The sequence below is a fragment of the Paenibacillus sp. FSL R7-0179 genome (genome assembly GCF_038002265.1).
In the GTDB taxonomy this organism is placed as follows: Bacteria; Bacillota; Bacilli; order Paenibacillales; family Paenibacillaceae; genus Paenibacillus_AQ.
Genome location: NZ_JBBOCC010000001.1, coordinates 1,759,910 through 1,782,991, shown reverse-complemented (window position 1 = coordinate 1,782,991; position 23,082 = coordinate 1,759,910). Strand labels below are relative to the sequence as shown.

Sequence of the window (23,082 nt, the reverse complement as noted above, 5' to 3'; positions counted from 1 at the left end):
ACTATTCATAGCATCGAAAGAACCTTGGAGAACATAGCAGCCGCAAGCCCGCTGCCGGCAGTCATATAGTTGTCCGGATCAGAGTGGTCGAAGCCCATCCATACCGCTGCGGTCCATCTGGGGGTATAGCCTACAAACCATAGATCCCGGTTGGCTTTGCCGGGAACTCCCGGCAGATCCAACTGCGTGGTTCCTGTCTTACCGGCGACCGTAACCTCCATTCGCGCCCGTTTGCCCGTCCCTTCACTCACCGCCTGACGGAGCATTCCGGTCAAATCCGCTGCGGTTCGCGCCGAAATGACCTGCTGCGGCGCAGAGACATGCGAGTAAACTACCCGGTCCTGCGTATCCCTGATACTACGTACCAGATATGCCTTGTTAAGAATGCCTCCATTCGCAAAGACAGTGTATGCCTGGGCCATCGTGAGCGGGGAGACGCCGCCATGCAGACCTCCAAGGGCAATAGCCAGATGATTGTCCTCTACCCCGAGTTCTACCCCCAGCTTGGCAGCAAACCCGCGGGCGTAGCTGACCCCCACCTGATGCAGCAGCCATACCGCAGGGGCATTGATGGACTGCTGCAGGGCTACCCTCATGCTCACCTGCCCACGGTATACTCCGTTCAGGTTAGCGGGTCTGTAGCTGCCATAGGCTGTTTTAATGTCAGGCAGGAGACTGTCCGGCGTATACTTGCCGCTCTCCAGCGCCGGCCCATAATCTATAATGGGCTTGAGCGCGGAGCCTGGCTGCCGGGAAGGCGTTACGGCTCTGTTCAGACCGCCAGTACGCGGGCTTCGCCCGCCCAACAGTGCGGCCACTTCACCGGTCCGCTGGTCCATGATGACCATGGCTGCTTCTGCTCGCTGGTTTTTGCCATCCGGCGGAAATGCCTCTTCCTGTGAGAAGGCCCGCTCCATAGCCCGCTGCGCCTCAATATTCATGCCCGTCACCAGTGTATATCCGCCTGTGCTTAACTCCTTTTGCGATAATCCTGTCTGCCGCATCGCTTCCTGAATTGCCGCATCCATATAGGACGCCCCGACTATCTCAGTCTTATCCTTAACCGGAGGTACGTAGGTGCTCTTCATTGCTGCCGTCATCTGCCCGGTTGTTATCAGCTTGTGCTGCTGCATTATCCGCAAGACCAGATCCCGTCTGCCTGCTGACAATTCAATGTTGTCTGCCGGGTTATAGATGGAAGGCCCTTTGGGAATAGCCGCCAGTGTCGCGATCTGTCCAATCTCCAACTGCTTCAGATCAGTTATACCATAATAACGCTCCGCTGCAGATTTCACCCCATATTGCCCTTGTCCCATATAAATTTGATTAAGATACAGCTGCAAAATCTCTTCCTTCGATAACTGCTTCTCCAGCGCCAACGCTATTGAGGCCTCGTTCAGCTTACGCAGCAGATTCTGCTCCCGGTTCAGATACAACCCCCTTGCCAGCTGCTGAGTGATGCTGCTTCCGCCCTCCGATACCCCCATATGTACGGTATTGTTGACTAATGCACGGGCTATTCCCTGGTAGTCCAGACCTTTATGGCTGTAAAAACGGCGGTCCTCTACAGCAATGAAAGTATCTATGAGCAGCTGCGGCATTTCTCCTAGTCCTGCTTTGCTTCGATAGCCCGTTTCAGGCAGCGGTATTCTCCGCAGCACTGTTCCGTCAGAGGCCATAATGACGCTTGATTCCGGTAAAATCATTTTCTCCGGATAACGGTCCAGCATCAGCTTTCCATACTGACTCATATAGATCATTCCTGCTAGCATGAGAATAGCAAGGATGACTGTTAGATCAAAAACGGCATAGCAAATACGCAGCAGCGATCTCCGTCCTGTTCTCATACCTGCCGAGTCCAATTCTCCAGAAGCTTTTCCAGTCCGAGCGCCTCGTGCTTAGCCATTACCAGATGCTGCAGAACTCCACTGGGGATAATATTGACCGCTTCCTCTGACTCCGCCACTGTCTGTTCCAACGTGCGGATCAACGCCCTCGTCCGCAAAATAAGCGCTATGAACTCTTGTGCATCCGGCTCCGGCATTTGTATTTGCGGTGCAGGGGCCGCTGCCGGCCGCAATCCGGCCTGATGAATCCGGCGCAGACTAGCGGCCAGCCGTCGGAATTCCCCACCCGATTGCACCTCAAGGTCCGTAAGCTCACAGGAGCCGTTAACCGCCAGTTGTTCTGCGGCGCGAAGCAGCGCTGTGGTATCGTTGGCTGCTTTGTGTGAACGGAGCAGGAACAGCCCTGCACATAGGGCGGTGAACATCATGACAGCCGCCGGTCTTGCGCCGATATGATTGATGACCCAATGCATGAAACGGACAAACAGCGCAGTCGATTCCGGCGTATACCAGGAATAGAGCATAGTAAAAATCCCCCGCATAAGCAGCAACAGCAATGCACTAAGCAGAGCGCTACCGCAGAATATGTAGAGGTAAAGTGTGCGGATCGTGTGTATTTTTGACATCAGCCAAGTTCTCCTGCCTCCCCGGGTCTCATCCCATAGCCCAAGGATATCGGCTAAATCTTAAGAAACACCATTGCCACTTCTTAAGAAATACTGAAGATTGTCAGGAGGATACCGGAAATCGGGTAACAAAGTCAGTCCGGGTTCTGGTGCTGTGAGCCGTAATCTCCCCATGATGCCTTTCCACAATTCCCTTGGCAATCGCCAGACCCAATCCCGATCCCCCGGTAATCTGCGATCTGGAACGCTCCGCCCGGTAGAACCGCTCAAAAATATGTGGAAGATCCCCCTCCGCAATCATCTCGCCGAAATTGCTGATCCGCACAACTGCATCGTTACCTTCACGGCTGAGTCCAATCTCAAGCCGTTTCCCGTCCTTCCCGTACCGGATCGCATTGGCAATCAGATTCTCATACGCACGTACCAATTCATAAGGAGCCGCTTCAATCCACAGCGATTCGGTATCATCCTGCAGTTCATAAGTCATGCCTTCACGGGTCAGTGCCGGAACCGATTCCTCCGCAAGCTGGCGCATAAATGCTTTGAGATCGAGCCGCTCGAGCACTAACGGCAGTCTGCTGCTGTTAACCCGCGTGTATTCAAACAAGTCGTCTATCAGCTTGCGCAGCACCAATGACTTCTGATAGGCAATCCCTACATAGTAACGTATCTCCGTCTCTTCCCGGCAGCGGTCCTGCTCAATATATTCTAAAAACCCAAGCACTGAGGTCAACGGCGTGCGGAGATCATGTGATACACCGGTAATCAGCTCGTTTTTAGACTCAACAGCCTTGCGTTCTTCCAGCAGCGAATGCTGTAGCCGCTCAGACATAATGTTGATGTTCTCTGCAAGTACCCCCAGCTCGTCCGACGTTCGAACCTCAATCCGGTGCGATTCATCAAGCTTCGTGATCTGCTGGATACCGCTGGTGATCTCTTCGAGGTACGAGACGATTTTACGCGTATAGATGAAGAAGAAAATCAGGAAGCTGGCAATCCCGACAGCAGTCATGAGCGGCGCTGAGCCGATATGGTTGATGATCCATTTCAAAGTAAGCGAGTACAGCGCAGAAGGCTCCTCCGGATTCAGATAAACTAAGGAATTGACCAGCCGATAACCAGCCAAAAGCAGAGCTCCCCCCGACAAAATACTCAGCACAAAGGCCCAGATAAACTTCCAGCGGATGGTGCTTATATATTTGGTGTTCAATACAGTTCCCCTCAGCTTTCAGGATGGATGATCCAGTTTGTAGCCAATACCCCATACGGTCTGCACATAACGGGGCTGCTTTGCGTTCAGCTCGATTTTGTCGCGGATATTGCGGACATGCACCATCACGGTGTTGCCGCCATCCAGAAAAGGCTCGTTCCACACTTTCAGATAAATCTGCTCCATACTGAGCACCTGTCCCTGATGCCGCGCCAGAAGTTCCAGGATAGAAAACTCGCGGGGTGTCAGCTTCACCTTGCGATTGTCCACACTTACCTCATGCCGAAGTGTATCTATCAGCAAATCTTCAAAGATCAGTTCATGCTCATTCGTTCTGGCAGAAGTGCCGCGATTCAATTTATGGTAACGGCGCAGCTGCGATTTGGCCCGCGCCACCAGTTCCAGCGGATTAAACGGCTTGCCCACATAATCGTCTGCACCGATGCTGAGTCCAAGGATTTTGTCCATATCGGCATTCTTGGCGGAGAGCATAATAATCGGCATGTTGCGTTCTTCACGAATCTTCATGCAGGCGGCAATCCCATCCATGTGTGGCATCATCACATCCAGTATAATGAGATCCACCTCTTCCTTGCCAAGGCATTCAAGGGCCTCCCTTCCGTCAAATGCCTTAAGCAGCCGGTACCCCTCATTGCGAAAATAGATATCCAGCAGTTCCACAATCTCCACTTCATCATCCACCAGCAGTATCGTTTCTTGGTTCACGGGCATTTAATCCTTTCCTCAGCTCTTTCCATTAGTCTATAAGAAAAAGTTCAGCGAAGGCAACCATACGGCCGGGCTTAATCGGGGTAATATTATTCAGCGGTGTTTTTTTGCGGTACAATTAGTTAAAACTTAAATTAATAATGATGTTGGACACTTATTCATCAACGGGAGGGGCTGCAGGTGAAAAAAATATTGACCGGCATCCGCAAGGGTTACGGAAAGAAGCTCGTCTCGATTCACTTGTGGAATGCCTGGCTGGTCTTAATCCTTGCCGTTAGCGGTCTGATGCTGGTGGGCGGCTTCTGGAGAGAGCTGCTGGGTGAAGGCAGAGTGTGGCTGAAATGGGCCCATATCGTGTTCGGTCTGGCGCTGTTGATCCCTGTGGTCTATTATCTGCTCCTGGCGGCGAAGCACTGGAAACGGCTCAAGGGTAAACCTGCGCAAAAGGCCAACGTCCTCTTCGTGCTGACGCTTTTGACCGGCTGGCTGATCTCAGGGGTTGTGCTCTGGCAATTCAGGCTTGCCGGGCCGAGAGCAGCGAATACTGCGTTATTCATCCATGATCTGCTGACCTGGGTTGGCCTTCCAGTCATCATCTATCACTCCATTACCCGGGTGAAGTGGCTGAAGGAGCCCAAGAAGCGCACGATTGTGGCAGAAGCTGGACGGGCGCAGCCTGGGGCTCCTTCTGAAGCCCAGCCTATGTATTCACGCCGTGGTTTCATCAAGGTTGCGGTAGGCGCAGGGCTTGCTGTCACGCTCGGTCCAACTTTTGTCCGCTGGATCGGTAAATCCCTGCAGTTTCCGGGTGCAGCCGACTATGCGGCTACCAATGCCAATGCATTGATTCCTGACCCTGTTCCGCTGGCGGAATCTGCACCTCCTATCGGCGGGGGAGCCGAGGGCAGCTTTCGCGTATATACGGTCACGGCCATTCCTGCGTTTGATAACTCCAACTGGTCTTTTACTATTGATGGCCTGGTGGATAAGAAGCTGAGCTGGAACTGGGAAGAGTTCGTCAAGCTGCAGCGCGAGGTGCAGGTCAGTGATTTTCACTGCGTGACCGGCTGGTCTGTGTACAAAAATACATGGGAGGGCCTCCCCCTCTCGAAGCTGCTCGATATGGCCGGTGTGCAGCCTGGGGCCGTCATGGTCAAGTTCTACTCGGGCGACGGTGTCTATACGGACTCACTCACTCTGGATCAGGCGAGGATGGACGATATCATGGTGGCCGTGATGCACGATGGCAAACCTATCCCCAATCAGCTTGGCGGGCCGGTTCGTCTCGTTACTCCGCAAATGTATGCCTATAAATCAGTCAAATGGCTGAACCGGATTGAGTTAATCAATGAAGATTATGTCGGGTACTGGGAACAGCGGGGGTACGATAAGGATGCCTGGCTGCCGGGTGCGAAGCGGGTATAATGTAGCATCCACCTTCTATTTAAATTTTAAAAACCTCCGCTCCCAATTAGGGATTTGGAGGTTTTTTGTGCTTGCATGATAGATTACAGGCTTCTGAAGGAAGCATCGTACAGGCGGAACATGGTTTTGTAGCCGGACTCGTCAATCTTGATGCCGACATCCAGGCGCCCCGATATTTCCAGCGGACCTGAGGTGTGGCGGAGCTTACTGCCTTCAGGAACAAACACGATCATAATCTTGTTCCAGTAGGTCTCATCCCCATTATCGAACGGACACTCTGCACCCGGTTCGGGAATAAGCAGAAACCAGTTTTTCTCAAAAGAAAGCACCTCACCCATGAACCCCTTAATAGTGACCTGCTGTCCGCTGAGGTCCCAGAAGTGCTCTGAGGGCCGGGTCTGATCGTCTCCGTCAAAAAAACCGTTCCAGTCTATGGCTGTATTTCCTGTGGAAGAAGTCCCTGACGTAGCTGGCCTAGCCGCTACAGCTGTAGGGGATAGAGACGGGCTTAACGCCGGAGCTGGATCAGACTTAACGGGCTCTGCTCCAGCGCTGCTCCCTTCATTACCCTTAGGCGCTGCCGCTGGGCGGGGGCTTTGTACAGAAGAAGAGGCGGAGGGACTCGGGGGAGTAGTTACAGTCTTCCCGGAAGGCTGCCGGGTAGCCGTTCGTACAGGTGCAGCAGTTGGAGCGGGAGACGGCTTGGACGTAACCGTCACCTTAGGGACGGCATCCCCACCTTTGGATGGAGCAGCGGATGCCGCAGCTCCGCCCTTGGCAACTGGAGCATTGGCCTGCGGGGAAGGGGCGGCGGATATCTGTGCTTCCGCCGGGACTTCCGCAGTGCTCTGCGGAGCTTCCGCCACTGCTGCAAAGGATTCTCCGTTGCCTTCGGTAGCAGCATTCTGGCCACATGCCTGAAGCAGCAGCATACCTGTCACAGCTCCCGCCAGCAGAAGCTTTCTTCCTTGTAGTCGTATCAATTGAACGTACCTCCTATGATTTGAACAAGGCAAGCGGATGCATCCGGTACATCCGGAAGGCTGGTCCAAGCGAGGACAGCAGGCCGATAGCCAGCGCCCCAAAGACAATAAGCCAATGCTCCGGTGTCCAGTGGTAGGGCTCAATTTGAATGCCCGCCTGCGAGAAGAGCATATCCCTTAGCAGATAAGCGCCTAGATGACCGATTACAAGCCCCGCGATGAGTCCGGTTGCAGTCACCAGCAGGCCTTCTGTGGTCAGGGAGAGCCATACGTAAGCCCTTGATTTTCCGAGAAGACGCAGTATTCCAACATCCTTGGTCCGCTCTGAGGCTGCTGCAACAAGAGATAATAGAATCGCAATACCTGCGAGCAGCACACATATGGACGTCAGCATTCCAAGCAGGCGTGAGCCCTGATCCACTGCATTCAACACATCGGACACAGCCTTGCTGGTATACACCGCCTGAACACCGCTGCTGCCATCGAACGCCTGCTTCAAATCATGAGCCCCCAGCAGACTAGCCGGCTTAACCAGCACTGCCGTAATCTCCCGCTCCTCAGGCGCCAGACCGTGTACAGCCCAGGCATAGTCCACCGTTGTAAAGACCGCACGGTCATCAGGAGTATGGAGTTCTGGAAGAATACCCGCTACCCTGTACCGAAAATCCTCATGGGCATGCCTGCCTGACTCTGCGGATTCATGTTCTTCCTCATAACCCTCTTCGTGCTCAGCCGCTGCGGATTCATGGTCTTCTCCCTGCACAAGTCCATGCGCCCCCGCAAAGGTATCGCCTACCTTCAGTCCCAGAGACCGGGCGACATAAGCTCCTACAATCGTATCGCCAGTATCGGCATACATCTTGCCTTCCTGTAGTCTGCTGCCGCCGTAGCGGGTGAAGAAGTACCCGGAATCTACCCCGACAATTGGATAGCCCTTGTAGTTGTCGCCCGTGGTCATTGCATAAGCGGCTTCCACAGACGGGTCACGCCGTGCCTCATCCAGTACAGCGAGCGGGATATTCCCGGTTGGTGCGCCGATATGATAAAAGGTATTGAGCACCAGCTGTGTCTCACTGCCCGCTGCTCCTATGACAAGATCAAAGGGCCCATAGCCTTTCTTGGCCCCCTGCTCAACACTCTGACGGGATAGAACAAGTAAGACAATAAAGGCAACTGTAATCGCCACGGCGCACACGGTAAGCAGAGACAGGAACCGCCGGTGCAGCACATTGCGGAGGGTGAGCCGGAACAGGCTCATAGTGAAATCCCCTCCTTGTCTATCCCGCTGAACGAAGACCGCTGCCGGGGGAATACCTCCCGGCGTACTTCATTGATATCTTGAATGTTTAAGCGGCGCGGAAACCGTTCAGCCATATTGAGATCATGGGTTACCACGATTAAGGTGTGTCCATGCGCTGCGCTAAGCTCCAAAAGCAAAGAGGATATCTCATCGGCAGTCTCCCAGTCCAAGCTGCCTGTCGGTTCATCTGCCAGCAGAAGCGGCGGGTGATTGACCATGGCCCTTACAATGGCAACGCGCTGCTGCTGCCCGCGTGAGAGCTGGGAAGGCAGCTGCCTTCCGCGGTCCTCCAGGCCCACCTGCTCCAGCCAGCCGTCCACTATGCGCCGCCGATCCTTGTGCGGAAGCCGGGCCGTCATGGCAATCTCGACATTCTGCCGTGCGGTCAGCGAGGGAATCAGATGGAAGTCCTGCAGCACATAGCCGACAGCAGAAGCACGGAAGGCATCGCGTTTCGCCTCAGTTAACTCGTGAAGCGGTTGTCCATCTACAGTAATTCTGCCGCTGTCTGCACGCATGATGCCGCTGATCAGGTGCAAAAGTGTGCTTTTACCGGACCCGCTGGGTCCGGTAATGGCTACGCGCTCTCCCTTTTCAACCTTCCAAAGCGGGATATCAAGAATCGGCACAGCTCTGCCGTCCACTTTGAATTGTTTGGTTACATTCTGAATCTGGAGCAATAAGTGCCACTCCTATCTGAGGACAATCCGCTCGGACAAGGCATCCCAGGTTAAGGTCGTGCCCTTCAACTGGTTGAAAGCACTAAGCGGAAGGTAGAGTACATTGTTATCGACATCCACCGTGTATGCAGCCGCTTTGCTGTTCAGCTTCGCTGTTTTACCGGTCAGATCGACTTCAATCGTATTCTTTCCAATAGTAAGCTTTGCAGCAGAAGTGCTTCCTGTATAGGTTCCTCCAAGCGCCTTCACCAGAGCCTGTGCCGGGTAGAGCACTTCATTGTCGCGGCTGATTTTGAACTTCGGATAGACATATTTCGACTGCAGCTCGGCGGAACGCTTGTTCAGATCCAGTCCCAGTATTCCTGCTCCCATAGTGGCGATCTGCGTATTATCGATCTGTCCCTTCACCTTGTCCGCAATCGGGCCATACGCCCATACCCCAACATCCACCGCAGAGTGTCCATGACCCGACCAGCCGACCAGCAAGCGCTTGGAAATCACTGCATTATATGCGCCTTCACGTTTGTAGGAAGAACCGTCGCCATTCATAATCTGGGTAACTTCCTCATCCGTCAGATCTGTAATCCAGGTGTTTGCCGTTACGATCTTGCGGATCTCTTCCGGTGTCTGTGCGGCTTCAAGATCGGCTGCCAGACTCTCGGAGGAATGCTTCTGCTTGTTCCACAGATCGATGTTGATCTCATAGATATTATCACGCGAGAGGGAAAGGCCGCCTGTCTCATGGTCAGCCGTAACGACCACGGAGGTATTTCCATTTTTCTTCGCAAAATCAACGGCTGTCTTGAAGGCTGCGTCGAAGTCGAGCGCTTCCTGCACGAGGGTCGGCAGATCGTTGGCATGACCGGCATGGTCGATACGCCCGCCTTCAATCATCATAACGAAGCCGTCTTTGTCGGTGGACAGAATATTCAGGGCCTTGGAGGTCATCGCCGAGAGGCTCGGAATTTCCGGAGTGCGGTCTGGAGTGTACGCCACATGGGAGTTACCGAACAAGCCTAACACCTTGGTATTCTTGGAAGTGAGCGCATTTAAGGCTGTGGTATTCTCAACAACCGTGTACCCTTTGGCTTTGAAGTCAGGCAGCAGGTTCTTATCCGTACGTTTGCCCTTCTCATCCTTGGTCAGGAAGAACTGCTTCCCGCCGCCCATAAGCACATCTACACCGCTCTCCAGATACTGCGAGGCAATCGCCGATTCATTGTCACGGTTACGGACATGGGATGCGTATACGGCTGGTGTGGCATGGGTGATACGGGCAGTGGTCACAAGACCGGTGGCCTTGCCCGCGCTCTCCGCAGCTTCGATTATAGAAGCAAACGGCTTGGATACATCCTCATTAGAGACACTGATGCCCGCGTTATAAGTTTTATGGCCCGTAGCAAATGCCGTACCGGCTGAGGCGGAGTCTGTGACGATCCCGGATACGATTTTACCGCTGTCCTCTCCCCGGTCTGCATATGTAGTAGCTTGTCCCACGTAGTATGGATCGAGGTTCAGGTGCTTGACACCCTTGGTATATTGCTGAAAATATCTTGCCGCCGACACTTGGGCCGGGCCCATGCCGTCGCCGATCAGAACGATTAGATTCTTAGACTGGGCCTTGGCAGCGCCCCCGGAATTAGCCGGGCTCTTGGCCGCACCTGCAAGGGTTGCTCCTGATACTACAGCTGCCGCCAATCCTCCAACAATCATGCCCCTCATTAACTTGTTCATCATATACCCCTTCCTCATTGTGACGGTTCTAATCCCAAGCTTACCTTGGAAAGATTAACTAACTGTCAAAATAAGTATGGAGTTGTATTAAATTATCAAGTGTTCATATATAAAAAGCCCTGTCCCCCCGCTGCCGTTAGGCAAAGGAAGTACAGGACTCCGTATAACTACTCTATCCGTCGATCGTTCCCAACTTACAGCTCCAGCAGCCGGATCAGCTCATCTTCATCCTCAATGACCTGAATACCGAGCTGCTGGGCCTTGGCCAGCTTGCTGCCCGCCTTCTCCCCGGCGATGACGAGGTCAGTCTTCTTGGAGACGCTGCCGGATACCTTGGCTCCCAGAGCTTCCAGGCGTTCGGCGGCTTCTTCGCGGGTCATTTTGTGCAGCGTACCTGTGAGTACAACAGTTAAACCGCTGAAGTAAGAGTTGGTAGCAATTACACGCGGAGCTTCTGGAGCCTTGGCCTCTACGCCCAGCGCCCGCATACGGTCGATGCTTACCACTACGAACGGGTCGGCAAAATAGTTCACGATGCTCTCCGCCACTATCCCCCCGATATCCGGCAGCCCGGCCAGCTCCTCCGCTGTAGCAGACATAACGGCTTCCAGGCTGCGGTAATGGTCGGCCAGCATTCTTGTTGTGGCTTTGCCGGTATTAGGAATGCCGAGCGCATAGAGGAAGGATGCCAGATCTCTGCCTTTGCTGTCTTCGAGTGCCTTCAGCAGATTCGCCGCCTTCTTCTCTCCGAACCGCTCCAGCTTCACCAGCTGGTCGAAGGTTAGCTCATACAGATCCGCAGGCTCCCGTACACTAAGCTCCTCATGCAGCTGAGCGGCCGTCTTCTCACTGAACGTCTCAATATCCATCGCATCTCTGGACGCGAAATGGGTAATCCGGCTGACAATCTGCGGCTTGCAGTCAAGCTTGTTGTTGCAGAACAGATGAGCGCCGCGCATCTCCAGCGGGAACCCGCAGGCCGGGCACTCCTCAGGGAATAGAATCTCCCCGCCGTCACTCTCTTCTGTCACCTTGCTCAGAATCTCCGGGATGACATCATTGGAGCGGCGGATGAACACCCGTGTGCCCAGTGCAAACTTCAGATTCTTGCGCTCAATATCGCCCACATTGTTAAGGGTGCAGTTCTGCACCGTAACCCCGGCTAGTTCTACAGCCTCCACCCGCGCGAGCGGAGTCACTTTGCCGGTGCGTCCGACATTCCAGCTTACAGATTCCAGAATGGTTGTGGTCTCTTCCGCCTCGAATTTATAGGCAACCGCCCAGCGCGGGAACTTGTCGGTATAGCCCAGCGCCTCACGGATGCGGAAGTCCGTGACCTTAATCACTGCTCCGTCAATCAGATAATCCAGACCGGAACGGCTCTCTTCAATCTCGGCCAGCTGCTCGGTTACATCATCGAAATTGCTGAAGTAGTTGAGGTAAGGGTTAACCTTGAACCGGTTGCTGCGCAGGAAATCCATCATCTCCTGATGATCGCCAAACTGCACGCCCTCTGCATACCCCACATTATAAAAGAAAGCATTCAGCCTGCGGTCGGCAGTCATCTTGGGATTCAGGTTGCGCAGCGCGCCCGCCGCACCATTGCGTGCATTCTTCAGCGGCTCTGCTGCGCGGGTATTATAATCCGCCAGTACAGACAGGTTCATAATTCCCTCGCCCTGCACTTCAATAACGCCTTCCTTGAACGGGATATTCAGCGGAACGGACTTAATCGTCTTCACCTGGGCCAGAATCCCCTCGCCTGTCACCCCGTTGCCGCGGGTAGCTGCTTGTACAAGCGCCCCGTCACGATAGGTCAGGTTCAGCGTCAAGCCGTCGAACTTCAGCTCCACGGCATAACACGGCTCCGGCAGCGGATTGTCCGGGTTCTTGGTATTATAATCATTCACCAGCTTCAGCACACGGGTGTTCCAGGTACGAAGCTGTTCAATATTCTGCGCCTTATCCAGACTCCACAGCGGTGCCAGATGGCGGTGCGGTGTGAAGCCCTTCAGCAGCTCCCCGCCTACCCGCTGGGTCGGGGAATGCGGCAATACAATTCCGCTCTCCGCTTCCAGTGCTACCAGCTTATCGTAGAGTACATCGTATTCCTTGTCGCTGATCTGCGGGGCATCCAGCGTATAGTAGTGATAATTGTATTGATTCAGCTCGGCAACAAGCTCTTCCATCGTGAACATAATATCCATCCGGCACATCCCTCCGTCAAATGGGTTTCCTACGGTTAGCGTGATCCAAAAGCACTGCCGTTAATCGCAAGCTTGATTTATTCAACTTTGGTGATCGGCGCAAAGCCGGCCAGCAGGCGCTTAACGCCTACCGGTGCCGGGAAGGCAATCTGCAGCTCCGTATCGTTGCCGCTGCCCTTCACGGCTACAATGGTGCCGGTGCCCCATTTGCCGTGGGCGACCTTGTCCCCCGCCTTGAAGCCTCCGGCCTCCGCAGCCGCCCCGGCCCCGCCCGTCGTGCGCTGCGCGCCTCCGGTCGTTACCACCACACGGCCCGCGCCAGGTACCGCGCTTGCCGAACTGCCGCTGCCGAAGCTGGCGGAACCGCCGCCTCCCGGCACGTTCCCGGCAGCAGCGGTGCGGCTGCCGAAGTTCCCCCGGCTGCCTCCGCTTCCCCCGAAGCCGCGCCCGCCATAGGCACCGCCTGCATCCGCGCCTCCGCGCCGGAAGCGGTCCGATTCACGGACGGTATCTTCCTTCAGCTCCTCCGGAATCTCCTCCAGGAAGCGGGACGGCGCATTCGCGTTCGTCCGCCCGAACAACGTGCGCATCCGTGCGCAGCTGAGGAACAGCTGCTTCTCCGCACGGGTAATGCCCACATACGCCAGCCGGCGTTCTTCTTCCAGCTCATCATTGTCCTGGAAGGCACGGCTGTGCGGGAACACCCCTTCCTCCATCCCGATGATGAAGACGGTCGGGAACTCCAGCCCCTTCGCGCTGTGCATAGTCATCAGCACCACCGCATCACTGCGTTCCTCATCATCGTTCACGCTGTCGATGTCCGCGATCAGTGCCAGATCGGTCAAGAAGGAGACCAGCGACTTGTCTTCATTGTTCTTCTCAAATTCCATCGTCACGGACAGGAACTCGTCAATGTTCTCCAGGCGTGAACGGGACTCCAGCGTATTCTCATTCTGCAATTCAAGGCGGTACTGGGACAGCTCGAGAATCTTCTCCGTCAGCTCTGTCACCGAGAGGAATTCCACCATCCGGTGCAGGGCTTCGATCATATCGTAGAATTCCACCAGCGTATTGCGGGTCCGTCCGGCGAACCCTAGATCATCCACTGTCTGCAACGCCCGAAAAATCGAGACGCCCTGAGAAGCAGCCGCTGCCGCCAGCTTGCCAACGGTTGTATCCCCCAGCCCGCGCTTCGGAACATTGATAATCCGCGTCAGACTGATATCATCATCAGGATTAGACAGCAAGCGGAGATACGCCAGCAGGTCCTTAATTTCCTTACGGTCATAGAACTTGATCCCCCCGACGATCTGGTAGGGAATATCCGATTTGATCAGAATTTCTTCTATTACACGGGACTGGGCGTTTGTACGGTACAGAATCGCATGGTTCTGGTAAGCCTGTCCCTGCTTCACATTCTTGCTGATCTCACCGGTGACGAAATATCCTTCGTCATGCTCAGTATCACCGCGGAACACCTTGATCTTCGCGCCTTCATCGGAGTCGGTCCACAGCTTCTTCGGCTTGCGGCCCGTATTGAGGGCAATCACACCGTTGGCGGCATTCAGAATATTCGAGGTGGAACGGTAATTCTGCTCCAGCAGAATCGTCTGGGCTTCGGGGTAATCCTCTTCGAAGTTCAGAATGTTCGAGATATCCGCCCCGCGCCAGCGGTAAATGGACTGGTCACTGTCCCCGACCACGCAAATCCGGTGGTGGCCTTCAGCCAGCATGCGGCAAAGCATGTACTGCGCACGGTTCGTATCCTGATACTCATCCACATGAATATACTTGAACTTCTTCTGATAGAAATCCAGTACGTCCGGCTTCTCCTTGAACAGCTCGATCGTCTTCATAATCAGGTCATCGAAATCCAGAGAGTTGTTGCTTCTCAGCCGGTGCTGATATTTGGTGTACACTTTAGCAACCAAGCCTTCAAAATAATCGCCGGCCTTCTGCTCATACTGCGCCGGTGTAATCAGTTCATTCTTGTTCGTGCTGATCACGGCCTGGATGGCCTTCGGCTCGAACTTCTTGGTATCGATGTCCAGATCCTTCATACAATTGCGGATGACGGACAGCTGGTCTGTCGAATCCAGAATGGAGAAATTCGAGGTGAAGCCGATCTGATCGATATCCTTCCGCAGAATCCGCACACACATGGAGTGAAAAGTGGAGACCCAAATATCCCGGCCCTCCGGCCCTACCAGCTTGGAGACACGATCCTGCATCTCCCGGGCGGCCTTATTCGTAAACGTAATCGCCAGAATCGCCCACGGCGGTGCCTTGCGGTTGGCAATCAGCCAGGCAATCCGGTGGGTCAGCACGCGGGTCTTGCCGCTGCCTGCGCCAGCCATGATGAGCAGGGGTCCTTCAGTTGCTTCTACAGCCTGACGCTGCGGGGGATTCAGACGGCTTACGGCGTCTTGTATGTTAACAAGTTGCATGTGTTACATGCTCCTTTCTGAATAAAAGCTATATCAAGAGGCACTTAAGGTTTGAACTCTAAGCTTGGTCGTCACTGCGGTGAACATTTGGACTTCCGGCCGCTGTTGTCACCCGATTTCTTCAATTTATTCGCTGTTCGCGGTTGAAATCCGTTGACAAAGGCGAACGCTAACGCTCCTACAGTTCCAAATTTCCCCTCCGCTTCTTTTTGCTTTTCGTCAAGTTCTTTGCGCTTCTTATATATGCTCATGATCTATCGGTTCTCCCAGTCCATCCGCGGAGTATCCCGCACAGCCTGGACCGTCAACAGCGCTTGCTCCACATTACTATAAATAATATTGCCGACCACTACTGTATCACATAGCGCGGCTACATGCATGGCTTCCTCTGCACCTGTAATTCCGCCTCCATAGAAAAGCTGGCTGTGCTCAACCACTTCCCTGACCTCGCGCACAATCTCCAGATCTCCGTAACGTCCGCTGTATTCAAGATAGACCACCGGGAGGTTCATCAGCTTGTCTGCAATCTGCGCATAGGCTCCCGCACCAGCCACATCCAGCGAGCAGTCCGCACCGGTCAGGCGCGCAACCGAGGAATCGCTGTTCAGCACAATATAGCCCTCTGTCAGCAGCAATTCCCATGGGATCAGACTGCCGAAGCGTTCAATCGCCCGGCGGTGATGGCCGAGAATCCATGAAGTATCGTCAGTGTTGAGCACCATGGGAATCATATACAGGTCAAAACCGGGCACAGCGGCCTCCAGATCCGAGATCTCCAGCGCGCAAGGCAGGTCATACTGCCGGATTCTCGCAAGCAGACTCACCGTATTCTCATAAGTCACGCCGGTAGAGCCGCCTACGAGAATCGCATCGGTTCCCGACTGGCAGACCGCGGCCAGCTCCTTGTCACCAAGCACACGGTCCGGGTCCAGCTTGAATACATGCCGCCATGGCCTGATCATTTGCCGCATCTCGTTCATCCTTGTCCATCCTCATTGTTCATCTAAGTGAATATACACACTCCTGCGCACGCAAAAATCCGTATCTCTAGTCTAAGTCAGTACGAAGGGGAGTGTCAATTTAAAAGAGAACAAAATGCGAACATTTTTTCGCATATTAGCCTTGGACTTCTCCCCGATCAGCGGAGACCCTTGATCCGGTTCAAATCATTTTCCGGGACGAAATCAGTGTAGAATCCGTTGACGCCCAGCCGGGACAGCTCCACAATTTCCTGCTCATCGTTCACGGTATGCACATAGACTCTGGCGCCCGCTTTTTTCAAGTTATGCACGAAGCTCTTGGTAGCCCTGGTTGTCGGCATCGTGATGTCCACGCCGGTCTGCTTGACGAATTCAATGACCACCTCGTCGCTGTCCTCAGTCTGATATAGGGTATAGATGATTTCCGGAAAATCGTACACCTGCTTCACAACCTCGAGCATATCCCGGTTGTAAATCTGCGGAACAATCCGCTCCAGCAGCGCCGGGTCCTTTTTCCGGGCCGCTTCTACAATGAGCTGAAATTGCTTCGTTACCTGCTGCGGCTCCAGCTCCTTCGTGTCCGTTACAATATAGGTATCCGGGTAGATCTCCATCAGATTGACGATTTTCTCAATATCCAGCGGAGAGTAGAGCTCCAGCACCGGGCTGTTCATCACTTCATCGTGAGTCAGCACCTCCCCCTGCTTGTCGGGAGGAAGGACCTCTTGTTGACCCAGCTTTTTACTCATACCTGTGGTCCATTCATGGCGGGCTACCAGCTCGTCATCACTGGTCAGCAGCAGGTCCGCCTCAAAGATCCGGGTCCCCTGCTCATAGTTCGCGATAAAAGCATCCTTGGTATTGGTATACGCCTTGTCATTGATTCCGCCCATGGCATGGGCAATGACCCTGTGGGCTGCGAAGCCGGTAGCCGGCTGTTTTTCTTTTCCTCCAAGCGTCAGTATAAGCAGAAGTGCAACAGCCCCGATCATAGTAATAGAAGCAATAAGCTTTGTTCTCTTCATGATGGCAGTCTCCTTTGCAAGTAGTAGAGAGTGTCTGCTAAAAAAGCAAAAACGGCTGTGTCATCCTCAAGGGGCAGCAACCGTTTTTTAGCGGAGAATATAATATAGATAAGACCGTGTATTAATAAGCGTTCTTGAAGCCGTTACGAATCGTCTTGGCAATAATCCGGATATCGAACAGCAGAGACCAGTTCTCGATATAGAAAATATCATGCTTGATCCGGTCCTCAATCGAGGTATCGCCGCGCAAACCGTTGCTCTGAGCCCAACCGGTAATCCCCGGCCGCACATGATGCTTCACCATATACTTCGGAATCTCGCCGCGGAACTGCTCTACATAATAAGGACGCTCCGGCCGCGGACCAACGACACTCATTTGTCCGAACAGCACGTTAAAGAATTGCGGCAGCTCATCCAGACTCGTCCGGCGGATAAATGTGCCAAAGCGGGTCCGGCGCGGATCATCTTTGGTGCTCCAGCCTGTGTCCACTTCACCGTCCGTCTGCATTTTCATGGAACGGAACTTGTACATCATGAAATTACGGCGGTTAAGACCCACCCGCTCCTGCTTGAAAATCACCGGTCCCGGTGAAGTCAGGCGCACTCCGAGCGCTACAATCAGCATCACGGGAGACAGCATGAGGATTGCGAACAAGGCGAACACAATATCAAACGCACGCTTCGCCATTTTGTTCCCGGCCATATCCAGCGGAATATCGCGCACATTAATCATCGGCATCCCGGCAAAGTTATCGAAATACGGACGGGCCGGCAGGTAATCGAAGAAGTCGGGGATAATCAGCGTCCGCATCCCGGCTTTCTCACAAGTAGCAATAATAGCCGGATATTTCGAGTGGGCATCCAGCGGCAGCGCCAGAATCACCTCATCGACAGGAAGCATCTCCAGCATAGCCTCCAGCTGATCCACTGTACCCAGAATCGGCTTATACCGCTGCTCCTCAATGCCATCCCACTGATGGAAGTCATCCAGGAAGCCAATAGCCTCATAGCCCAGCTCCGGATACTGCTCCAGGTTGTTATAGAATCTTTTACCCAATGTGCCTGCACCAAGAATCAGGACAAACTGGCGGTTGAAGCCTTTTTCACGCAGCGACTTCAGCATCTTCTTCAGCACATAACGGTACAACATAATGGACAGAATATTGAAGCCCATATAGATCGCCAGGTATTGCCGGGAGATATCAATCTCTCTCAGGAAGAACATCAGACCCAGCAGAATGAAGATCCCCATGGCATGCACCTGAAAAATCTTCAGGAACTCATCAATGAACCGCTTCTTCCGCTTGGGCAAATATAGAGATACCACAATACCGATCAGTACGGTTATGGCCCCGTAGATGATGCTCCAGTACCCATAGGATTCTATAGGCAACGTCCGGTAGGATTCCAGCAAGCCGCTTTTGAACTTCAGCCACCAGGCTGCAAGGAAGGATATCTGAATCACAAGGAAGTCAGCCACCATATATAATTGGGTCAAAAACTTTTGATTCCGGCGAATCATAATCTCACCTCAGCCTTCGATTCATTGCGGATACCAGCTTCCCCGGGAACATTCAGACTCTGTGCGGGTGTAGGTACCTTACGCGGGGCAATCAATGCGTTGCGCAGCAGCGAGAGTGTGAACTTAACGCCGACGCCCGCATAGACCGCTCCATTTATCATACTGTTGTAACGGCTGCTATAATGCTTCTTATGAAATAAAATCATCGCCCGGTGGAACTCATACACAATCTTGAACGGTCTGCGGCGCGCACTGCCACCCTTCAGATGTACGATGGATGTCTGCGGATAATAATAAATTCCCCAGCCGGCTTCCTTGATCCGGTAACACCAATCCAAATCTTCTCCGTACATGAAAAAAGACTCATCCAGCCCGCCCACCTGCTCAATCGTCTCCCGCCGCAGCAGCATGAACGCTCCAACCAGACAATCTACCGGATATTCGTCATCCGGGTCCAGATAGCCGAGCTGATAGCCGTTGAACTTCGGACGGTCGGGGAACAGCTTACTGAAGCCAAAGGCATAATAGAACGACGCAGACGGAGTCGGGAACCCTCTCCGGCAGGCCTTATCGAGCGACCCATCCGGCAGAATCACCTTACACCCGGACGCGCCAAGATCCGGACGGCTGTCCATGAACCGGATCATCGTCTCCAGCGTATCCTTGCGGATTACAGTATCTGAATTGAGCAGCAGCACATAACGCCCAGAAGCGACCTCCATCCCCTGGTTATTCCCCTTGGCAAAGCCTACATTCTCCGAATTAGCGATTAACAGCACCTCCGGGAACGCCTTGCTTATCGTCTCCACCGAGTTATCCTGGGAGTTATTATCTACTAGAATAATTTCATAGGAATATCCTGTCTCGGAATCATACACCGACCTCAGACAATCCATCGTCAGGCGGCATGTGTTGTAATTTAGAATCAATATACTAACATCTACATTCACTGCTATACTCTCCTGACAAATATATTGACATTCCCGAAGTTTAAACATTGGGATTCTTAAGTGATTAAACCGAAATGTATTTCTACTATCGGAGTATGACCTTAAGGTGAGGCTATGTCGTTAGCCCTCCTAAGACAGTGCGTTTAGCATCTTAGGCTGATCGGCTATTACCACCAATCACAGGCGCGTGAATGATATTCAATGCACCGACTTTATCACGATGTGTGTGAAACCCGCATAGGCATGAATATTTTCTATCTGTCGCTTTATTTAGTGTAGAGCAAGAAGGACATTTTTGAGATGTATACGCAGGATCTACGTATTCCACTTTTATTCCAGCCATATTTGCTTTGTACTCAATAAATTGTGCTAAGCGATAGAATGACCATGTATGCAAGTTTTTTTCGTTTTTACGACTTGTTCTTGTCGTTTTCCTGATATTCGTTAACTTCTCTAAGTGGATGACAGACACTTGATTCTTGATGGCAAAATTGATAATTTGCCTACTTGCTTTGTGGTCTTTATCTTTCATCCATCTTTGTTCTTTATTATCAAATCTACGAATTGCATGTAGTTTTTTCTTCTTTCCTAATACTTTTCTTACACTACGAAACTTGCGTTTCCTATATTTATTCTCTCTACCATTCCCAAAAAAACCTGTCTTTCCTCCGCTAGTAACTGCCACGGCAGGGACCTTCAACCCCAAATCGACACCCATTACATGTTCGCCTGTTGTTATCTCTGTGGGAACTTCAAGTGAAACCTGCGCAAACCACTTTCCTGATTTTTCAACAATTCGCATTAAACCACATTTTGCATGTTGAAGGTATTTCTTATCCCTTTCTGTCAAAACAGCAGGAAAAACCGTCTTCTTCACAATATTGTTTATGATTATAGGAAATGCAATGGAAGAATCCCTAATGGAATAGTTTTGATTGTTGATATAATAGGTTGGCTTCTTTAAAATTGGGCGCTTCCTGTCTTTCTTTACTTTCTTGAATATGCTCTTAGCATCACGAATAGCTTGATTAATTACAGCAGAAGGAAGTGCAGCTTCTACATGTTTTGTCGTGAGCTTTGGGAATGCCCCTTCTTGCTCTGCTTGTTCAGTTAATAAATTTATAACTCGAATATATTCTTTACTCAAGGATTTCAATTCGATGGAGCTATTTGGAAAGAATCTAATCTTTATGGTGACTGACTGCAAGGTCCTCTCCCCCCCATCATGTATTGTTCGACGTATTATTTCAAAAAAACTTATAATCTATCGACAATTATTATAACATGAAAGGCACATCGATAGGCGGAGCCTGTTTAGGTTTTTTTTACATACTTAGTATGATTTATATCAACCTTGTTTGCGCTTGACCCTCTCCTGAATATACCGGCGCTTGCGCTTCAGGGCAGTTCGCTGTGCAAAAAAAGATCTCCAGGCTCCCAGCAGCTTAAGCTCCTTCAATAGGGAGTAGCCATGTGCAGCAAGCTCATAAGGAAGAGAATTTAGCAGAGTCAACAGCAACGTACGTGAGGGCTCGTTCTTGTATATCATTTTATAACGATTAATGTAGGAGATCCGCTTGATGAACATCGCCTTGCCGCTCCGGCCCGACGTCTTCCACCCCCGCTCATGGTAGCCTATCGCTTCCGCATCATAGTAGGCCTTCCAGCCGAACAATTCCGCACGCCAAGCCACATCCACATCTTCCTTATACGCAAAAAAATCCGCGTCGAAAAACTCCCCCTCCACGCTGATATCCTCAATCATCCGCCGCGCGTACATCGCCGCTGCACCGGAGACACCGAATACTTCACCAGACTCATTCCACTGGTCAGCAGGCTCTCCCGCCCCACGGTCGAACGCCCGCCGCGCCTTGTTCATCCGCAGTCCGGTACTGTCCACCAGCGAATGATCCGCCTTCAGCAGCAGCTTGCCTGTGGCACTCCCGATCCGTGAATCAGCCTCCATCCTGGCGACCAGCTTGGAGATATAGTCCGGGGCCAGCGTAAGGTCCGGGTTCAGCACCAGCACATAATCGGTCGTAGTACCGGCAATCGCCTGATTGTGTGCAGGGGCAAAGCCGGTGTTATGTTCATTTTCCAGGAGGACGAGGTTTGGGATAGAAGGGCTCTCCAAACTTCCTACATAGTTGGCTGATGCTGCAGTATGTGATGAGATTGCTGCTGCGTCTACGGAGTGTAACGGATCGTTACGCATACGCGCTGATCCCTGAGTAAGCTCATGATAGAACGCCCTAACCTTCTCCGCCGATCCATCCGTGGACGCATTATCCACCACCACAATCTTTTTGACTGGATAATCTTGAGCTAACACAGCCGACAAACATTCCGCAATATCATCTGCGCTGTTATACGTAACAATATGCACACTGACCGTTTTAAGTTTCATGGGGTACCTCGAATTCCATATATTCATTGTTCGAACCTGTTACTCTCCATTATAGCGAAAAGAGAGGTGCCGGGCTATGGAAGGTTGCTAAGTGCAAGAAACCCCTAACCATTAAAATGGATTAGGGGTTCTTCAACATATCCTGTAACTACTTCAGCTCCAGCAAAAAATCTCTCAGCCCTTCACGCCATGGACGGATATCCTGGAACCCGTTGGTACGGATCGCCAGATGCTCCATCACGGAGTTACGAGGGCGCGGCGCCGGACGCGGAAATTGCTCTGTAGCACAAGGCTCAAGCTTCGCCGTGAACTTAAGACCCAGTAATTCTTCAGCTTCAGCGAAGATCGCCTGAGTGAATTCGTACCATGTACAGGAATCACTGTTCGAGGCATGGTAGACTCCATACTTTTCCGTCTGGATCAGCTCCAGCAAGAATCTGGCCAAGTCGACAGTGTAGGTAGGCGAGCCTTTTTGGTCATCAACAACTTGTAGCAACGGCTTTTCCTGCCCAAGCTTCAGCATGGTTTTCACAAAATTATTGCCGTATTTGCCGTAGACCCATGAGGTTCGTACGATGAAATACTTGGAGGATAACGACTGGACCAATACCTCTCCAGCACGCTTGGACTTCCCATAGATACTCTTGGGGTCGGTATTATCATATTCATGGTAAGGCTGCTCCCCCATGCCGTCGAACACATAATCCGTGCTGATATAGACCAGCTTAGCCCCGGCCTTCTCAGCAGCGAGCGCTACATTCCGGCTTCCTGTAGCATTAATAAGGTACGCTACATCCACATCAGTCTCAGCTGCATCCACCGCGGTATGAGCCGCACAATGAATGACCGCATCGGGAGCGAACGCACCAATCGTCTGCTGACACTGGTCCAGATCGGTAATATCCATCTCCTGACGGTCACAGCCTAGCACCTCATAATCCTGACCCTGAAGCAAAAGCATAAGATCCTGCCCCAGTTGCCCGCCAGAGCCTGTGACAAATACCTTCATC

The 23,082-nt window shown here is 52.5% G+C and carries 18 protein-coding genes; 1 reads left to right on the top strand and 17 read right to left on the bottom strand.

Annotated features, from left to right (window positions below):
• Positions 1-5: 5 nt before the first annotated feature.
• From MKX63_RS07725 to MKX63_RS07710, 4 genes are all read right to left on the bottom strand, one after another.
• Positions 6-1,751, bottom strand: a complete 1,746-nt coding sequence (locus MKX63_RS07725) for a transglycosylase domain-containing protein (RefSeq protein ID WP_341016355.1) — start codon at positions 1,749-1,751, stop codon at positions 6-8.
• A 92-nt stretch (positions 1,752-1,843) separates the two neighbouring features.
• On the bottom strand, positions 1,844-2,473 hold the full coding sequence (locus MKX63_RS07720) for a hypothetical protein (RefSeq protein ID WP_341016354.1): 630 nt from the start codon (positions 2,471-2,473) through the stop codon (positions 1,844-1,846).
• 103 nt (positions 2,474-2,576) lie between these two features.
• Entirely contained in the window at positions 2,577-3,683 is a 1,107-nt protein-coding gene (locus MKX63_RS07715; RefSeq protein WP_341016352.1) for a sensor histidine kinase, read from the bottom strand.
• A gap of 18 nt (positions 3,684-3,701) precedes the next feature.
• On the bottom strand, positions 3,702-4,409 hold the full coding sequence (locus MKX63_RS07710; protein WP_341018564.1) for a response regulator transcription factor: 708 nt from the start codon (positions 4,407-4,409) through the stop codon (positions 3,702-3,704).
• A gap of 183 nt (positions 4,410-4,592) precedes the next feature.
• On the opposite strand from MKX63_RS07710, the gene MKX63_RS07705 reads away from it, so the two are divergent.
• The gene (locus MKX63_RS07705) at positions 4,593-5,837 is read left to right on the top strand and encodes a molybdopterin-dependent oxidoreductase (RefSeq protein ID WP_341016350.1); all 1,245 of its coding nucleotides are present in this window, start codon (positions 4,593-4,595) and stop codon (positions 5,835-5,837) included.
• An 83-nt stretch (positions 5,838-5,920) separates the two neighbouring features.
• Here the strand turns inward: MKX63_RS07705 and MKX63_RS07700 are convergent, their stop codons facing one another.
• The 13 genes from MKX63_RS07700 to rfbD form a co-directional block, all read right to left on the bottom strand.
• A complete protein-coding gene (locus MKX63_RS07700) occupies positions 5,921-6,820 on the bottom strand; it encodes a hypothetical protein (protein ID WP_341016349.1) in 900 nt (299 codons plus the stop codon).
• 13 nt (positions 6,821-6,833) lie between these two features.
• On the bottom strand, positions 6,834-8,078 hold the full coding sequence (locus MKX63_RS07695; RefSeq protein ID WP_341016347.1) for an ABC transporter permease: 1,245 nt from the start codon (positions 8,076-8,078) through the stop codon (positions 6,834-6,836).
• Positions 8,075-8,800, bottom strand: coding sequence for an ABC transporter ATP-binding protein (locus tag MKX63_RS07690; protein WP_341016346.1), 726 nt, complete (start codon positions 8,798-8,800; stop codon positions 8,075-8,077). The genes MKX63_RS07695 and MKX63_RS07690 overlap by 4 nt, the downstream gene beginning before the upstream one ends.
• Positions 8,801-8,812: 12 nt before the next feature.
• Positions 8,813-10,534 (bottom strand): alkaline phosphatase, encoded by a 1,722-nt coding sequence (locus MKX63_RS07685; RefSeq protein WP_445323517.1) that lies wholly within the window; start codon positions 10,532-10,534, stop codon positions 8,813-8,815.
• Between the two features lie 194 nt (positions 10,535-10,728).
• Positions 10,729-12,741 carry an NAD-dependent DNA ligase LigA gene (gene ligA / locus MKX63_RS07680; protein ID WP_341016344.1) on the bottom strand — a complete coding sequence of 671 codons (2,013 nt, stop codon included), beginning with the start codon at positions 12,739-12,741 and terminating at the stop codon, positions 10,729-10,731.
• A gap of 77 nt (positions 12,742-12,818) precedes the next feature.
• The gene (gene pcrA / locus MKX63_RS07675) at positions 12,819-15,188 is read right to left on the bottom strand and encodes a DNA helicase PcrA (RefSeq protein ID WP_341016343.1); all 2,370 of its coding nucleotides are present in this window, start codon (positions 15,186-15,188) and stop codon (positions 12,819-12,821) included.
• Positions 15,189-15,442: 254 nt separating this feature from the next.
• On the bottom strand, positions 15,443-16,159 hold the full coding sequence (locus MKX63_RS07670; protein WP_341018563.1) for a heptaprenylglyceryl phosphate synthase: 717 nt from the start codon (positions 16,157-16,159) through the stop codon (positions 15,443-15,445).
• A gap of 167 nt (positions 16,160-16,326) precedes the next feature.
• The gene (locus MKX63_RS07665; protein ID WP_341016342.1) at positions 16,327-17,193 is read right to left on the bottom strand and encodes a phosphatidylinositol-specific phospholipase C/glycerophosphodiester phosphodiesterase family protein; all 867 of its coding nucleotides are present in this window, start codon (positions 17,191-17,193) and stop codon (positions 16,327-16,329) included.
• Positions 17,194-17,314: 121 nt separating this feature from the next.
• Positions 17,315-18,715 (bottom strand): undecaprenyl-phosphate glucose phosphotransferase, encoded by a 1,401-nt coding sequence (locus tag MKX63_RS07660; protein ID WP_341016340.1) that lies wholly within the window; start codon positions 18,713-18,715, stop codon positions 17,315-17,317.
• Positions 18,712-19,713, bottom strand: coding sequence for a glycosyltransferase family 2 protein (locus tag MKX63_RS07655; RefSeq protein WP_341016339.1), 1,002 nt, complete (start codon positions 19,711-19,713; stop codon positions 18,712-18,714). The genes MKX63_RS07660 and MKX63_RS07655 overlap by 4 nt, the downstream gene beginning before the upstream one ends.
• A gap of 103 nt (positions 19,714-19,816) precedes the next feature.
• Positions 19,817-20,872: a transposase gene (locus MKX63_RS07650; RefSeq protein ID WP_341016337.1), complete on the bottom strand. Its 1,056-nt coding sequence runs from the start codon at positions 20,870-20,872 to the stop codon at positions 19,817-19,819.
• Between the two features lie 141 nt (positions 20,873-21,013).
• Entirely contained in the window at positions 21,014-22,072 is a 1,059-nt protein-coding gene (locus tag MKX63_RS07645) for a glycosyltransferase family 2 protein (protein ID WP_341016336.1), read from the bottom strand.
• 148 nt (positions 22,073-22,220) lie between these two features.
• Positions 22,221-23,081, bottom strand: a complete 861-nt coding sequence (rfbD, locus tag MKX63_RS07640) for a dTDP-4-dehydrorhamnose reductase (protein WP_341018561.1) — start codon at positions 23,079-23,081, stop codon at positions 22,221-22,223.
• Position 23,082 lies beyond the last annotated feature (1 nt).

Coding starts and splice junctions, on each gene's coding strand:
- MKX63_RS07725 (WP_341016355.1), bottom strand. CDS start 1,751: ATGAGTCAGTATGGAAAGCTGATGCTGGACCGTTATCCGGAGAAAATG.
- MKX63_RS07720 (WP_341016354.1), bottom strand. CDS start 2,473: ATGTCAAAAATACACACGATCCGCACACTTTACCTCTACATATTCTGC.
- MKX63_RS07695 (WP_341016347.1), bottom strand. CDS start 8,078: ATGAGCCTGTTCCGGCTCACCCTCCGCAATGTGCTGCACCGGCGGTTC.
- MKX63_RS07685 (WP_445323517.1), bottom strand. CDS start 10,534: ATGAACAAGTTAATGAGGGGCATGATTGTTGGAGGATTGGCGGCAGCT.
- ligA (WP_341016344.1), bottom strand. CDS start 12,741: ATGGATATTATGTTCACGATGGAAGAGCTTGTTGCCGAGCTGAATCAA.
- pcrA (WP_341016343.1), bottom strand. CDS start 15,188: ATGCAACTTGTTAACATACAAGACGCCGTAAGCCGTCTGAATCCCCCG.
- MKX63_RS07670 (WP_341018563.1), bottom strand. CDS start 16,159: ATGCGGCAAATGATCAGGCCATGGCGGCATGTATTCAAGCTGGACCCG.
- MKX63_RS07665 (WP_341016342.1), bottom strand. CDS start 17,193: ATGAAGAGAACAAAGCTTATTGCTTCTATTACTATGATCGGGGCTGTT.
- MKX63_RS07660 (WP_341016340.1), bottom strand. CDS start 18,715: ATGATTCGCCGGAATCAAAAGTTTTTGACCCAATTATATATGGTGGCT.
- MKX63_RS07655 (WP_341016339.1), bottom strand. CDS start 19,713: ATGTTTAAACTTCGGGAATGTCAATATATTTGTCAGGAGAGTATAGCA.
- MKX63_RS07645 (WP_341016336.1), bottom strand. CDS start 22,072: ATGAAACTTAAAACGGTCAGTGTGCATATTGTTACGTATAACAGCGCA.
- rfbD (WP_341018561.1), bottom strand. CDS start 23,081: ATGAAGGTATTTGTCACAGGCTCTGGCGGGCAACTGGGGCAGGATCTT.